This is a genomic window from Mesorhizobium sp. M1A.F.Ca.IN.022.07.1.1, from assembly GCF_003997575.1.
GTDB lineage: Bacteria > Pseudomonadota > Alphaproteobacteria > Rhizobiales > Rhizobiaceae > Mesorhizobium.
The window spans coordinates 1-13524 of sequence record NZ_RZST01000012.1 but is presented as its reverse complement, the minus strand read 5'-3'; the positions used below and the strand labels follow the sequence as shown (position 1 = coordinate 13524).

Annotated in this window: 14 protein-coding genes; 6 read left to right on the top strand and 8 right to left on the bottom strand. The window is 64.5% G+C overall.

All coding sequences use genetic code 11. The features are described 5' to 3' along the window. Positions 1-23: 23 nt before the first annotated feature. From EOA75_RS03350 to EOA75_RS03320, 6 genes are all read right to left on the bottom strand, one after another. Positions 24-254: a DUF680 domain-containing protein gene (locus tag EOA75_RS03350; RefSeq protein ID WP_066996024.1), complete on the bottom strand. Its 231-nt coding sequence runs from the start codon at positions 252-254 to the stop codon at positions 24-26. Positions 255-400: 146 nt separating this feature from the next. Next, on the bottom strand, positions 401-607 hold the full coding sequence (locus EOA75_RS03345) for a DUF680 domain-containing protein (protein ID WP_066996029.1): 207 nt from the start codon (positions 605-607) through the stop codon (positions 401-403). A 626-nt stretch (positions 608-1233) separates the two neighbouring features. Continuing rightward, positions 1234-2778 (bottom strand): DegQ family serine endoprotease, encoded by a 1545-nt coding sequence (locus EOA75_RS03335; RefSeq protein WP_095824378.1) that lies wholly within the window; start codon positions 2776-2778, stop codon positions 1234-1236. Between the two features lie 191 nt (positions 2779-2969). Beyond that, a complete protein-coding gene (locus EOA75_RS03330; RefSeq protein WP_164747259.1) occupies positions 2970-3716 on the bottom strand; it encodes an MBL fold metallo-hydrolase in 747 nt (248 codons plus the stop codon). Next, the gene (locus EOA75_RS03325; RefSeq protein ID WP_127323631.1) at positions 3716-4882 is read right to left on the bottom strand and encodes a diphosphate--fructose-6-phosphate 1-phosphotransferase; all 1167 of its coding nucleotides are present in this window, start codon (positions 4880-4882) and stop codon (positions 3716-3718) included. The genes EOA75_RS03330 and EOA75_RS03325 overlap by 1 nt, the downstream gene beginning before the upstream one ends. A gap of 122 nt (positions 4883-5004) precedes the next feature. After that, positions 5005-5772 (bottom strand): L,D-transpeptidase, encoded by a 768-nt coding sequence (locus tag EOA75_RS03320; RefSeq protein WP_127323630.1) that lies wholly within the window; start codon positions 5770-5772, stop codon positions 5005-5007. Between the two features lie 230 nt (positions 5773-6002). On the opposite strand from EOA75_RS03320, the gene EOA75_RS03315 reads away from it, so the two are divergent. From EOA75_RS03315 to xylB, 3 genes are all read left to right on the top strand, one after another. Next, positions 6003-6626 carry a LysE family translocator gene (locus EOA75_RS03315; RefSeq protein ID WP_127323629.1) on the top strand — a complete coding sequence of 208 codons (624 nt, stop codon included), beginning with the start codon at positions 6003-6005 and terminating at the stop codon, positions 6624-6626. Positions 6627-6737: 111 nt separating this feature from the next. After that, on the top strand, positions 6738-8063 hold the full coding sequence (locus EOA75_RS03310) for a tetratricopeptide repeat protein (RefSeq protein ID WP_067324075.1): 1326 nt from the start codon (positions 6738-6740) through the stop codon (positions 8061-8063). A gap of 82 nt (positions 8064-8145) precedes the next feature. Next, a complete protein-coding gene (gene xylB / locus EOA75_RS03305) occupies positions 8146-9600 on the top strand; it encodes a xylulokinase (RefSeq protein WP_127215605.1) in 1455 nt (484 codons plus the stop codon). A 191-nt stretch (positions 9601-9791) separates the two neighbouring features. On the opposite strand, the gene EOA75_RS03295 is transcribed toward xylB, so the two are convergent. Next, positions 9792-10160, bottom strand: a complete 369-nt coding sequence (locus tag EOA75_RS03295) for a nuclear transport factor 2 family protein (RefSeq protein ID WP_127323628.1) — start codon at positions 10158-10160, stop codon at positions 9792-9794. A gap of 111 nt (positions 10161-10271) precedes the next feature. On the opposite strand from EOA75_RS03295, the gene xylA reads away from it, so the two are divergent. From xylA to EOA75_RS03280, 3 genes are all read left to right on the top strand, one after another. After that, positions 10272-11597 carry a xylose isomerase gene (gene xylA, locus EOA75_RS03290; protein WP_127323627.1) on the top strand — a complete coding sequence of 442 codons (1326 nt, stop codon included), beginning with the start codon at positions 10272-10274 and terminating at the stop codon, positions 11595-11597. 185 nt (positions 11598-11782) lie between these two features. Next, positions 11783-11986, top strand: a complete 204-nt coding sequence (locus tag EOA75_RS03285; RefSeq protein WP_066996194.1) for a hypothetical protein — start codon at positions 11783-11785, stop codon at positions 11984-11986. An 86-nt stretch (positions 11987-12072) separates the two neighbouring features. Continuing rightward, positions 12073-12858 carry a TIGR01458 family HAD-type hydrolase gene (locus EOA75_RS03280; protein WP_348628649.1) on the top strand — a complete coding sequence of 262 codons (786 nt, stop codon included), beginning with the start codon at positions 12073-12075 and terminating at the stop codon, positions 12856-12858. Positions 12859-12918: 60 nt separating this feature from the next. On the opposite strand, the gene EOA75_RS03275 is transcribed toward EOA75_RS03280, so the two are convergent. Further along, positions 12919-13524, bottom strand: a 606-nt coding sequence (locus tag EOA75_RS03275; RefSeq protein ID WP_127323625.1) for a helix-turn-helix domain-containing protein, incomplete at its 5' end; no start/stop codon positions are given.

The window sequence follows — 13524 nt, the reverse complement described above, 5'->3', positions numbered from 1 at the left end:
TTTTCGTCAACTGCTTGCGGCTGTTAGCGGCCGAACAGATTGCGGTCGCTGCCCTGCGGGGCCGACTTGTGCACGTCATTCGACGAGTTCAGCAGCTTATAGACCGGCGAGTCGGTGCCCACCGACGAAGTGCGGGTCGTGTCGACGGCAGGGGCCTGCTGGCTGGCGCCAGCCGAGCCGTAATTGTCGCTGCCTGCGAAAGCTGCGCCGGAGAGGGCCAGAACGGCCGTTGCGGCAAGAACGATCTTCTTCATTTCAATACTCCTGAATTCTTAACCTGATGTCGTTTCCAAAACTGGGGTACACTTTTGGGCGACATGCCTTGGGACGCGGCGGGTGAACCCAGCGTCTGTCTCCTGTCGGCCATGGCCCCTCATGGATCATTGCCAGGTTCGGCAGTTTAGTTGTTGCCGAAGAGGTTGTGGTCCGCGCCCTGGGTGACGGGCTTCTGAGCGGCCGCTTCCGACCTGTGGGTCGAGGCCGTGCGAGAAGTGTCGACCGCGGCCGCCGGCTGATTGGCGGCGTTGGAACCGTAGTTGTCGCTACCAGCGAAGGCGCTGCCGGAAATGGCCAGAAGGGCGGCGGCAGTGAGAACAATCTTTTTCATTTTTGGTACTCCAGTATGTTTTTTTCGTCCGTCTAGCGGCGTGTCTTGGGAGTGAAAATCGCGTCGTTCGGACAGCCCCGATGTGGGTGAGCCGGCTGCCGGATTCCAATCACGAAGTTGTTTCGGCTGGCCCATGAATCCCCATCTTGAAATTGTACCAATCGCCCGCCACGATCGGTTTTTACACTGTTGAATCAGTTGGTTATCGCATTTATCCATTTGGCTCACCAAGTGTATACGCGCGCCGAGTGTTCACCCCGTCCTGCACGCACCGTCAACAGAAACGAACTGTTCGGTTCGATTTTAGAATCTCCTAATAGTCACTTTCCGATACCGCTTAACCATCTTGGACCTGCCGGGTCGATTCGGAAGCCTTGGCGTCCACGGGGTCAAAGGCGTCGGCAACTCTGGGCGCAGCGTCGTCTGAAGACCTTCTCTCCGATCTGGAAGGATCGCGCCGGCCGGGCGCCGAGCCTGCTCGCGCGTCAGCGTCAGCACCAGATCGAAGCCGTCGCGACGATCGTCCGGTTCAATCACTCGTCGCGGAAGTCGACCTCGTTTGCGGGCAACCGAAATCTTGTCGGCGGAACCTGCCGAAGAGGCCGGCAGGCTCCTTGGAAGTTTTCTCAGCCGGCGGCGAAAGGCACGGCGACGAATATCTGCGCGTCGCCGCGATCGACCAGCAGCAGCACCGACTTCCTGCCGGACTTGCCGGCCTCGGCGATCGCCTGGTTCGCTTGCCTTGCGTTTTTCACCGGCGTGCGGTCGACGGCGACGATGACATCGCCGGGTTCAATGCCGGCCGCGGAGGCCGCCTTGTCCGGGTTGACGCGCTCGACCACGGCGCCGCGCTGGTTGTCGGCCAGGTTGAGCTGCTCCCGGATGTCCGGCGTGAGGTCCGTAAGGCCAAGGCCGAGCGAGGGCACGCGCAGGCCCTGTTCGGCCGATGGCTTGCCTCCTTCGCCGTTCGAGGCGGTCTTCTGGTCTTCGGCATTGCGGCCGACATCGGCCGAGATCTGCATCGCCTTGCCGTTGCGCCAGACATTCAGCGTTTCCTTGCTGCCGGGCGAGACGTCGGCGACGGCGCGCGACAGATCCTTGGGGTCCTTGATCTCCTGGCCGGCGAAGCCGGTGATGACGTCGCCGGTCTCGATGCCGGCCTTGGCCGCCGGCGAGCCCTCGGTGACCGCCGCGACCAGCGCGCCGCCCGGATGGTCGAGGCCGATGGCGCTGGCGACGTCCTGCGTGACCGGCTGGATCTGCACGCCAAGATAGCCGTATTCGATGTCACCGCCCTTCATAAGCTTGTCGACCACTTTTTGCGCCTGGTCCGAAGGAATGGCGAAGCCGACGCCGACGCTGCCGCCATTGGGCGAATAGATCGCCGTGTTGATGCCGACCACATCGCCCTTCACGTCGACAAGCGGGCCGCCGGAATTGCCGTGGTTGATCGGCGCGTCGATCTGGATGAAATCGTCGAACGGCCCGCTGTGCAGGTCGCGGCCGCGCGCCGAGACGATGCCGGCGGTGACCGTGGTGCCGATGCCGAACGGATTGCCGATCGCCAGCACCTGGTCGCCGGTCATCAGCTTGTCGGAATCGCCCCATTTGACGGTCGGCAGCGGCTTGCTCGCCTTGACCTTGAGCACCGCCAGATCGTTCTTTGCGTCGTGGCCGACGAGCTTGGCGGGAAGCTCGGTGCCGTCGTCGAGCGTCACCTTGATCGAGGTCGCGCCGTCGATGACGTGGTTGTTGGTGACGATGGTGCCATCGGACCCGACGATGAAGCCGGAGCCCAAAGCCTCCTGCCGCGGCGCCTGCTGCGGCGGCGTCTTGGGCATCGGGATGCCCTGGTCGCCGAAGAACTGCTGGAAATACTGGTCGAAGGGCGAATTGCCGTCGAAAGGCGAGCCGTCGTCCGTCGCGCCGGGCTGGGCTTTCATCACGGTCGTCACGGTCACGACTGCCGGCTTGGTGGTGGCGACAACCGGCGCGAACGAGCCGTTCGGGGCGGTAATGCCGGCGACCGGCGTCTGTGTCGTCGCGACCACGTTGCTCAGGCCGGCATTGCCGGGATTTTGCGCAAAGGAAACAACGACGGGGGAGATGATCAGCGCAGCGCCCAGCAGGGCCGCGACGCGATGTCTGCGAAGAATGCTAAATGGTGACATGGTCGTTTCTGTCCGGGCGAGAGTTGATCCGGCGCCGCGGACGGCTCTCTCCAAGGACGCGCCCGTCGGCGTGTCGACGGCCGGGATTGCCCGTCTCGCCATGCATGGCAGCCGGCCGGATCGACAGCCACGCATTTAGGGCGTGGAATGGTCCGAATTAGGGTTTTGGCGCGACCTTACAAAGTTTTAATTCAGACAGCGCTCACGAAGCGCTCTCGGCGGCGTAGGTAGGAAGACGCGATCTCTCCCATCCTCGCGCGGCCGAAACTCGGGCCATGGCCGCCATGGCCGATGCGTATCGGCAGTTCGAGCAACCGCTGCATGGTGCGGCAATAGGCGGCGCGGTCCGAATCCGGCAGGTCGTCGATCAGCATGCCGTCATAGATGGCGTCGCCGGCGAAGAACAGGCCGTCGGCCTCATCGAACAGCGCGATCGAATCCGGCGAATGTCCGGGCAGATGCAGCACGCGGAACTTCCGGTCGCCGAGGTCGACGATGTCGCCCTCGTCGAGCATTCGCGTCAACGGTGCGGAAGGGATGCGATAGTCAGCCGCCTTCCAGCCGGGCGCCGGCAATTTGGATACCGCCTCGTCGAGATTGTGGAACATGTTGGCGTAGGTGACGGCATCATCCATGCCATCGAACTCCCCCGCGCTGACCTTCGGCCCCATCCTCAGCGGGAATTCGTGCAGCGAGCCGACATGGTCGAGATGAATGTGGGTGGCGACGACGATCAGCGGCTTGCCGGCCGGGGTGTCGATCTCGGGCGCCAGCGGGCAGATGCCCATGCCGGTGTCGACCAGCAGGTCGGCGTCCCGGCCCTTGAAATGCCAAATATTGGCGCGCACGAAATCGTGCACGAATGGCTCGGTCAGCATCGTCGTTCTGGCATCGACAACGGATTTGCCGAACCAGTCGCCCACCACAAGGTCGCCCATCAGACGAACGGCTTTCCGACCTTGTATTTTTCCGGCACCAGCCGCTTCAGATAGGCCATGCCGGCCTCGGACAACTGGTTGACGTCCGGCTTCATGAAATTGTCCGGCATGTGGCGGGTCTTGCCGGCCACAGCCTCGAGCGGCACCTTCTTCAGCACGGTCTTGGTACCGTCATATTGCAGCGCCACCGAGCCGCCACCCTCCCCGGCGACGGCGACCGCGAACGCGCCGGCTTCGAAGGCTTCCTTGGCGTCCACGGGGCTGATCGCGCCGACATAACCGCGCGGCATATAGCCCAGGGCATCGACGCGCGCCCGCTTGCCCGGCAGGCCTTCCGCCAAAGCGCGTTCGAGCGCCGCCGGCAGATCGCTGCCCGACAATTTGACGTTGCCGTGCTGGTCGCGCTCGAGCTTTTCCGGAGGCACTAGGCTCTCGACCAACGCCTTGCCGTCGGCGGTGCTGACGCCTTCCGAGACGGCGACGATGCAGCGCTTGTGGCGGTCGAGCGTCCTGCGGACATCATCGATGAAACGTTCGGCGGAGAAGGCGCGCTCCGGTACATAGACCAGATGCGGACCGCTATCCGGATCGAGCTGCCAGGCGGCGGCCGCGGCAGTCAGGAAGCCGGCGTGCCGGCCCATGACGATGCCGACATAAATGCCGGGCAACGCGCGGAAATCCAAATCGACCGACAGGAAAGCGCCGGCGACGAATTCGGCCGCCGAGATGAAGCCCGGCGTATGGTCGTTCTCCTCGAGATCGTTGTCGATGGTTTTCGGCGCATGCACGAAGGCGATCGCGCCGCCGGCGGCGTCGGTCAGGATCTGCTGGGTGCCCGAAGTGTCGTTGCCGCCGATATAGATGAAGGCATCGGCGCCGGCCTTCTTGAGGCCGTTGAGGATGACCTCGCAATAGGCCGCGTCGGGCTTGTCGCGGGTCGAGCCAAGGGCGGCGCTCGGGGTGCCGGCGATCAGCCGCAGCCGATCTTCGGGGATGGCTGAGAGGTCGACATAGTTGCCGTCGCGGATGCCGCGCACGCCATGGATCGAGCCGAGCACCTTGGCGCCGTGATGCCGCTTGCGGATCTCCAGCGTGGCGCCGACGACCGTCTGATTGATGACGGCGGTCGGGCCGCCGCCCTGCGCGATGACAAAGGTTCCGGCCATGATCGTTCTCTCCCGAGGCGAAGCTTTTCAGAGCACCTTCGCCTGTCTTGCGGCATCACGCAACGGGAGAAAGGAGGCGCATGATCCCGAAAAAATAGCGGCCGTGCTGACCGCCGAAAAAATCAGGCGACGACGACTGGGTTCTTCTTCGATACCCTGTTGTAGAGGTCGATGATGTCTTGGTTGATCAGCCGCACGCAGCCCGACGACATCGCCTGGCCGATGGTCCACCATTCGGGCGAGCCGTGGATGCGGTAACCGGTGTCCTTGCCGTTCTGGTAGATGTAAAGCGCGCGGGCGCCCAGCGGATTGGTCAGGCCGCCGGGCTGGCCGCCCTGCCATTTCACCAGTTCCGGCTTGCGCTTGACCATCTCCGGCGGCGGCGTCCAGACCGGCCATTCCTTGCCGTACTGGATGTTGGCGCGGCCCGACCAGCGGAAGCCGTCCTTGCCGATGCCGACGCCGTAGCGGATGGCGTCGCCGCCGGGCTGGACGAGATAAAGCATGCGCTCCTGCAAATGCACGACGATGGTGCCGGGCGCTTCGCCGGTCTTGTCGACGACGATCTGGCGACGGAACTCCGGCTTGATCTTCTGGTAGGGCACCGCCGGGACCTGGAAGCCGTTGTCGGTCAAGGCAGCATACATCACGTCGGGACCGGTGATGTTCTTGTCGACGCTGATCGCCGGTCGGATCGGCACCGATCCCGTGGTGGTGTCGTCGATCTGCAATTGCGGCAGGTCGAGCGTGTCGGTGGTGCCGCAGCCGGCCATGCCGAGCAGCGCCATGGCGCCCATGCCTGAAAGCATGGCGCGGCGGGAAAGCGGAACTTCGGTTTCGACGGTTTCGCCGCTCGAAGGCGGCGTCAGACTTTGCGGCAACTCGCGCATACACCAAACCCTACGCTGTCGGCGGGAAGCACGGTCCGGCCGAATGGCTGCAATTTTCGTCAGTCATGGTTGAAAAAGGGTGAAAGAACTTTGCCCGCACTTAACCCTGACAGGGCGTTGTCCGGGCCAGGCGCCAGGGCAGGCCGGCGCCGAAGATTTTCTCCAACGCCTCTTTACAATCTCGCGTACCCCAGGATTTATCCTGTTCTTTGCGCTCAAGGAGTAGGGAAATGTCCTTCGAAAACTGGGCTGCCTTTGCCGCTGCCTCCGCCATCCTCCTCGTCATCCCGGGCCCGACGATCCTCTTGGTCGTCTCCTATGCGCTCGGCCAGGGCTGGCGTACGGCGCTGCCGATGGCAGTCGGCGTCGCGCTCGGCGATTTCACCGCCATGACGCTTTCGATGCTCGGCATCGGCGCGCTGCTTGCGGCTTCGGCCACTGTGTTCACCGTGCTCAAGGTGATCGGCGCCGGCTACCTCATCTATCTCGGCATGAAACTGTTCCGCGCCGGCGGCGCGCTGAACGCCGAACCGCGCACCGACGCCGTGTCGGCGGCAAGGATGATGGCGCATGCCTGGCTGGTCACGGCGCTCAACCCGAAGAGCATCACGTTCTTCGTCGCCTTCCTGCCGCAGTTTCTCGACCGGCATGCCGATTTCTGGACGCAGATGCTGATCTTCGAAGCGACCTTCCTGGCGCTCGCTTTCAGCAATGCCTTCGGCTATGCGCTGATTGCTTCGCGAGCGCGCGCCATCGTGCGCAACCCAAGGGCGATCCGTATCTTCAACCGCACCGGCGGGACATTGCTTGTCGGCGCCGGCATCGCCACGGTGGCGATGCGTTCGGGGAATTGAGGAGAAGTCCGGTTCGACACAGTCGAAGCCCTCGCCGGTTGGCGGGCCGACGGTCGATGTTCTAGGATTGCATCGGTCCGACCGGACGAATAGGCATCAAAGGACGCGGCTATGGCGCTGAAGGACGCATTCGGCCTGACGCACTCGGGCGCGACCGAAGCCGGGCTTTCGTCCTACGCCAGAGCCGTCCGTGAGCTGCAGTGCTTCATCGGCGACCCGGTCGGCTCCATCGATAGCGCGATCGCCGATGAGCCCAGCTTCGTGATGGCGCATGTGTTCAAGGGCTATCTGTTCGGCCTCGCCACCGAGCGGGAGGCGATGGCGATTGCGCAAACCTGCCATGCGGCGGCGCTGCCGCTCGCCGGCACCGCGCGCGAGCGCGCGCATGTCGCGGCGCTCGGCCATCTTGCCAGCGGCCGCTGGCATGACGCCGCCCGCATCCTCGAGGACGTCGCCATCGACAACCCGCTCGATGCGGTGGCGCTGCAGGTTGGCCACCAGATCGACTTCTTCATCGGCAATGCGCGCATGCTGCGCGACCGCATCGGTCGGGCGTTGCCGGCTTGGGAGAAGGACATGCCGGGCTACCATGCCGTTCTCGGCATGCAGGCTTTCGGGCTGGAGGAAATGGGCGACTATGCGCGCGCCGAAGCCTTCGGCCGGCAGGCCATCGAGATCGAGCCGCGCGACGGCTGGGCGCAGCACGCGGTCGCGCATGTCATGGAAATGCAAAGCCGGCAAAGGGAGGGCATCGCCTGGATGCGCGCCAATCCGGAGGCGTGGACGAAGGACAGCTTTCTCAAAATCCATAATTGGTGGCATCTGGCGCTGTTCCACTACGATCTCGGCGAGACAAACGAGGTGCTCCAGCTCTATGACGGGCCGATCTACGGCGACCGCTCGACGCTGGCGCTCAACATGGTCGACGCCTCGGCGATCCTGTGGCGACTTTATCTCCACGGCGTCGATGTCGGCGACCGCTGGGCGGCGCTTGCGGCGAACTGGGCGCCAAAGGCGGCCGCCGGCAATTACGCCTTCAACGATGCCCATGCGATGATGGCCTTTGTCGGCGCCGGGCTGCACGCGCCGGCCCAGACCCTGCTCGAAGCGCAGCGCGAAGCAATGCGCGGCGATGACGATAACGCCGCATTCACGCGCGACGTCGGCCACCCTCTGACCTTGGCGATCAAAGCATTCGGCGAGGGCAACTACGGAGAAGTGGTGCGCCTGATCCGGCCAATCCGCTGGATCGCGCACCGCTTCGGCGGCAGCCATGCACAACGCGACGTGATCGACCTGATGCTGATCGAGGCGGCGCTGCGTGCCGGTGACAGCGCGCTGGCGCGGGCGCTGACCGCCGAGCGTCAGCTGGCGCGGCCGGACAGCCCGCTGTCGGCGCTGTTCTCGCGCCGCGCGGCCGATTTGTCAGAGAATTGACCGGAGGCGGATCTTGGCTTAAGAACTGGCCAAGCCAGATTTTTTCGAGACCCGAAAAAATTAATGGCATCGGGAGGGAATCATGTATCTCGGCCTCGACCTGGGCACCTCGGGCGTCAAGGCGCTCCTGATCGATGATCGCCAGACGGTCGTCGGGTCCGGCCACGGCTCGCTGGACGTCTCGCGGCCGCATGCCGGCTGGTCCGAACAGAATCCGGCGCACTGGATCGAAGCCTGCCAGACAGCGATTGCCGAGCTCAAGACTTCCCATCCCAAGGAGCTTGCAGCGGTCAAGGGTATCGGCCTCTCCGGCCAGATGCATGGCGCGACCCTGCTCGACGCCTCGGACAAGGTGCTGCGTCCCTGCATCCTTTGGAACGACACCCGCAGCCATGTCGAGGCAGCGGCGCTCGACGCCGACCCGCGTTTCCGCAAGCTCACCGGCAACATCGTCTTCCCGGGCTTCACGGCGCCGAAGCTGGTGTGGGTGAAGGACAACGAGCCCAGTGTTTTTGCCGCTGTCGCCAAGGTGCTCCTGCCCAAGGACTATCTGCGGCTCTGGCTGACCGGCGAGCATATTTCGGAGATGTCGGATTCGGCGGGCACATCCTGGCTCGACGTCGGCAAGCGGCAGTGGTCCTCCGAACTGCTCGCCGCGACAACGCTCGACGAGAAGCATATGCCGTCGCTGGTCGAAGGCACGGCGAAGGCCGGCGGCTTGCGCGGCGAGCTTGCCTCGAAATGGGGTATTGCTTCAGGCATTCCGGTCGCCGGCGGCGCCGGCGACAATGCGGCCTCGGCCTGCGGCATGGGCACCGTGGGCGCCGGCCACGCCTTCGTGTCGCTCGGCACGTCGGGCGTGCTGTTTGCCGCCAACGCCTCCTATCTGCCCAATCCGGAAAGCGCGGTGCACACCTTCTGCCACGCGCTGCCCAACACCTGGCACCAGATGGGGGTCATCCTGTCGGCCACCGATTCGCTCAACTGGCTGTCGGAGATCACCGGCAAAGGCGCCGGCGACCTGACCGGCGAGCTCGGCGACAAGCTCAAGGCGCCGACAGGCATCGCTTTCCTGCCTTATCTCTCCGGCGAGCGCACGCCGCATAATGATGCGGCCATTCGTGGTTCCTTCACCGGCCTCGCGCATCAATCGAGCCGCGCCGTGCTGACCCAGGCCGTGCTCGAAGGCGTGGCGTTTGCCTTCCGCGACAGCCTCGAGGCGCTGAAAACGGCGGGCACGACCCTGACCAGGGTGACGGCGATCGGCGGCGGCTCTCGCTCGCGCTACTGGCTGAAGGCGATCGCCACCGCGTTGCAGCTGCCGGTCGACATCCCGGCCGACGGCGATTTCGGCGCCGCCTTCGGCGCGGCGCGTCTCGGGCTGATCGCCGCGACCGGCGCCGATCCGCTTGCCGTTTGCACCGCGCCGGCGACCGATGCGACGATCGAACCGGATGCCGGGCTTGGTGGGGCGTATGCAGATGCTTATCAACGCTATCGTGCGCTCTATCCGGCGATCAGGGCGGTAACCGCGTGAGTATGCGCGAGGCACCCCCCTCTGCCCTGCCGGGCATCTCCCCCTCAAGGGGGGAGATTGGCAGCTTGGGCGCCTCGCTCCCTTTTGCAGCGTTGGAGATTGGGGAAATCCTAGATGAAAGCCGATCTCCCCGCTTGCGGGGGAGATGGCCGGCAGGCCACAGGGGGGTGCCTCGCGCCTCCCTTACCCGGTTAGCCTCGCTGCGCCGGCACCTTGTCGAGGAAGCCGGTGACGCTCTTCAGGCGGCCGTTCTCGATGACGCAAATATCGGTGCCTTCGATGACGGATTCTGCGCCTTCGGGGCCCAGATTCCACGAAAAGCGGATGCGGTCGGCAAAACCGTCCGGCTCACCCTTCAGGGAGAAGCGGAAGCCGGCGAATTGCTGCTGCACGCCGTCGATCAGCGCGGCGATGCCGTCGTGGCCGTTGCCTTGCATGATCGGGTCGCGATAGCTGACGTCGCTGGTGAAGGCGGCCTCGAGCAGGGCCTTGCGGCGCGCCGCATCGCTCTCGTTCCAGGCGGTGATGTAGTTGCGGGCGATCGTGTTGAGGTCGGTCATGGTCTTCATCCTTCATTGGATCGTTTCGACATGACCCTTTTGGACCCACGGAAGCGCCAAACCAATTACGCCTGAGGTAATCGGCGAAAGCAGTTGGAGAGGAAGGAAACCATGAGCAGCGGATTTTTCGGCAACATCAAGACCATCAAGTATGAAGGGCCGGATTCGACCAATCCACTGGCCTACCGATATTACAACCCGGACGAGGTGGTGGGTGGAAAGCGGCTGGAGGACCATCTGCGCTTCGCCGTCGCCTATTGGCATTCCTTCGCCTGGCAGGGCGGCGACCCGTTCGGCGGCCAGACCTTCGACCGACCCTGGTTCGCCAAGCCCGGCGGCATCGACACGATGGAACTGGCGAAACTGAAGGCCGACGTCGCCTTCGAGATGTTCTCGCTGCTCGGCGTGCCCTATTTCTGCTTCCACGACGCCGACGTTCGCCCGGAAGGCAAGGATTTCTCCGAAAGCGCGGCGCGCCTCGACGAGATCGCCGATTATTTTTCGGCCAAGATGAACCAGACCGGCGTCAAGCTGCTCTGGGGCACGGCGAATCTTTTCTCGCATCGGCGCTTCATGGCGGGCGCCGCCACCAATCCCGATCCGGACGTGTTCGCCTATGCGGCGGCGACGGTGAAGAAATGCATCGACGTGACCAACAAGCTGAAGGGCGAGAACTATGTGCTGTGGGGCGGGCGCGAAGGCTATGAGACGCTGCTCAACACCGACCTCGCGCGAGAGCAAGAGCAGGCCGGCCGCTTCCTCAACCTCGTCGTGGATTACAAATACAAAATAGGTTTCGAGGGCACGATCCTGATCGAGCCGAAACCGCAGGAGCCGACCAAGCACCAGTACGACTACGATGTCGCCACCGTCTACGGCTTCCTGAAGCGCTTCGGGCTGGAGAAGGAGGTGAAGGTCAACATCGAGCAGGGCCATGCGATCCTTGCCGGCCACTCCTTCGAGCATGAGCTGGCCTTGGCCAACGCGCTCGGCATCTTCGGTTCGATCGACATGAACCGCAACGACTATCAGTCCGGCTGGGACACCGACCAGTTCCCCAACAATGTGCCGGAGATGGCTTTGGCCTATTACCAGATCCTGCAGGGTGGCGGCTTCAAGACCGGCGGCACCAATTTCGACGCGAAGCTGCGCCGCCAGTCGCTCGACCCGGAGGATCTGCTGATCGGCCATATCGGCGGCATGGACGCCTGCGCGCGCGGGCTCAAGGCGGCGGCCAGGATGATCGGAGACAAGGCGCTGTCGGGTCCGCTTAACGAACGCTATGCCGGCTGGAACACGGCCGAAGGCAAGGCGATGCTTTCCGGCAAGCGTACGCTGGAGGAGATCGCCGAACGCGTGGTGACGGAGAAGATCGAGCCGCAGCCGCGCTCCGGCCGGCAGGAGCTCCTTGAAAACATCGTCAACCGCTACGTCTGAGGCTTTCCTGCGGCGCCCGAATCGAGCGCCGCAGAGCTGAAATTGCATTCCATGCGGGGTGAACCTACACGACAAGGTTTTGCCCCGCGCTGCCTCTCAATCGCCGCGCTCTTGCCTTCAAACAGCCGTCACCAATCGCGTATATTGTCGACATCCGGCGGGAAGGAAAGAAGGAGGCGAAACGTATGCAGCACGAACGCGAAATCGACGCCCTGCTCTCTTCCGGCGAGGCTGGTTCGATCATCGATCGGCTGATGGCGCTGCCGCATCCGAAGGATGGCGCCGGCGAAGCAAATGAATGGGATCGCGCGGTCGCCGCGCGGTTGGAAACGGCGCTGGCCAAGAGCATGCGCTCGCGCATTGTGCGCGAAGGCCGCGACGCCGCCTGATTCTTCGGCCCCTGTGTCCGAGGGCGTATTTTCGGCAGTTTGACGAACGGAGACTGTTTCTCCATCCTGCACCGATGATACGCGCGGTGCTGCTCGATCTCGCGGGTGTCGTCTATGATGGCGACACCCCGATCGCAGGCGCTGTGGCTGCGGTCGAGCGTTTGCGCAAGGCCGGACTGCCGCTCCGCTTCGTCAGCAACACGACACGTTCGCCGCGCCATAAAATCATCGCGCAGCTCGCCGCGCTGGGCGTCGAAGCCAGTGATGAAGAATTGCTGACGCCGGCGCGCGCCGCAGTCGAATGGCTGCGAAGGCATGGCCGCCAACCTCACCTGCTCGTCCATCCCAACCTCGAAGCCGAGTTTACCGGTTCGGAGGGCGGCAAGAGCCGCGCTGTCGTCGTCGGCGACGCCGGCGAGGCCTTCGACTATGCCGGCCTAAACCGAGCGTTCCGCGAACTGGTTGCCGGCGCCGATTTTCTCGCTTTGGCCACCAACCGCACCTTCAAGGACGCAGACGGCCAGCTCAGCCTCGACGCCGGCGCCTTCGTGGCAGCGCTCGAATTCGCCAGCGGCCGAAGCCCTATCGTGCTCGGCAAGCCGTCGCCGGACTTCTTCCTCGCGGCGCTTGGCGATTTGAACTGCTCGGCAGCCGATGCAGTCATGGTCGGCGACGATGCGGAGAGCGACGTCGCCGGCGCGCTCAGCGCCGGGCTTGGCGCGGGGCTGCTGGTGCGGACCGGCAAGTACTGCCCAGGCGATGAAACGCGCTTCGATCCGCCTCCCACGGCGCTGGTCGACGACCTTGCGGCCGCTACCGACTGGATCCTCAAAGCGCGCCGCACAGAAGCGGATTCAGGCGACGCGCTTTGAATCCCTTGTTTTGATCTATGCCGCTTCCCAAAACCGCTGCGCGCTTTTGGCCGATCTGCATCAGCCGCGCCGCAGCCTGACCGGCGCTTCGCCGAACGCGCGGGAAAACGCCCTGGAAAACGCCGCGGCTGATGAAAAACCCGTACGCCCGGCAATGTCGGCCATGGCGATGCGCGTGTCGACCACCAGACGTCGGGCGGCGGCGAGCCGCAGCCGCAGATAGTAGGCGCCCGGCGTCTCGCCGATCGACTTGCGGAAGATGCTCTCGAGTGTGCGCGCCGTGACGCCGGCGCGCTTGGCCACGGCATCGATGGTCAGCGGCTCATCGACATGCGCTTCCATCAGTCGGATCGCCTGCGCCAGGCGCGGATCGTAGCCGTCGAGCCGGCCGAGCGAGACCAGCGGCTGGGCGTCGGTCGCCGCGCGCGTCTGATCGTAGATGAAGACGCTCGCCACATCGAGCGCGGCCGCCATGCCGAGCCGGGTGCGGACCAGATGCAGCATCAGGTCGAAGGTGGGCGAGGCACCGCCCGAGGTGAAGACCGGCCCGTCGATGACATAGCGGTCGGGGCGCACATCGACGCCCGGAAAGGCGGCGGAGAAATCCTCCATGTCTTCCCAATGCGTGGTGGCGCTGCGGCCTTCGAGCAGGCCGGCGCGCGCCAC

Coding starts and splice junctions, on each gene's coding strand:
- EOA75_RS03315 (WP_127323629.1), top strand. CDS start 6,003: ATGTCCTTCGAAAACTGGGCTGCCTTTGCCGCTGCCTCCGCCATCCTC.
- EOA75_RS03350 (WP_066996024.1), bottom strand. CDS start 254: ATGAAGAAGATCGTTCTTGCCGCAACGGCCGTTCTGGCCCTCTCCGGC.
- EOA75_RS03345 (WP_066996029.1), bottom strand. CDS start 607: ATGAAAAAGATTGTTCTCACTGCCGCCGCCCTTCTGGCCATTTCCGGC.
- xylB (WP_127215605.1), top strand. CDS start 8,146: ATGTATCTCGGCCTCGACCTGGGCACCTCGGGCGTCAAGGCGCTCCTG.
- xylA (WP_127323627.1), top strand. CDS start 10,272: ATGAGCAGCGGATTTTTCGGCAACATCAAGACCATCAAGTATGAAGGG.
- EOA75_RS03325 (WP_127323631.1), bottom strand. CDS start 4,882: ATGGCCGGAACCTTTGTCATCGCGCAGGGCGGCGGCCCGACCGCCGTC.
- EOA75_RS03330 (WP_164747259.1), bottom strand. CDS start 3,716: ATGGGCGACCTTGTGGTGGGCGACTGGTTCGGCAAATCCGTTGTCGAT.
- EOA75_RS03335 (WP_095824378.1), bottom strand. CDS start 2,778: ATGTCACCATTTAGCATTCTTCGCAGACATCGCGTCGCGGCCCTGCTG.
- EOA75_RS03310 (WP_067324075.1), top strand. CDS start 6,738: ATGGCGCTGAAGGACGCATTCGGCCTGACGCACTCGGGCGCGACCGAA.
- EOA75_RS03320 (WP_127323630.1), bottom strand. CDS start 5,772: ATGCGCGAGTTGCCGCAAAGTCTGACGCCGCCTTCGAGCGGCGAAACC.
- EOA75_RS03285 (WP_066996194.1), top strand. CDS start 11,783: ATGCAGCACGAACGCGAAATCGACGCCCTGCTCTCTTCCGGCGAGGCT.
- EOA75_RS03295 (WP_127323628.1), bottom strand. CDS start 10,160: ATGACCGACCTCAACACGATCGCCCGCAACTACATCACCGCCTGGAAC.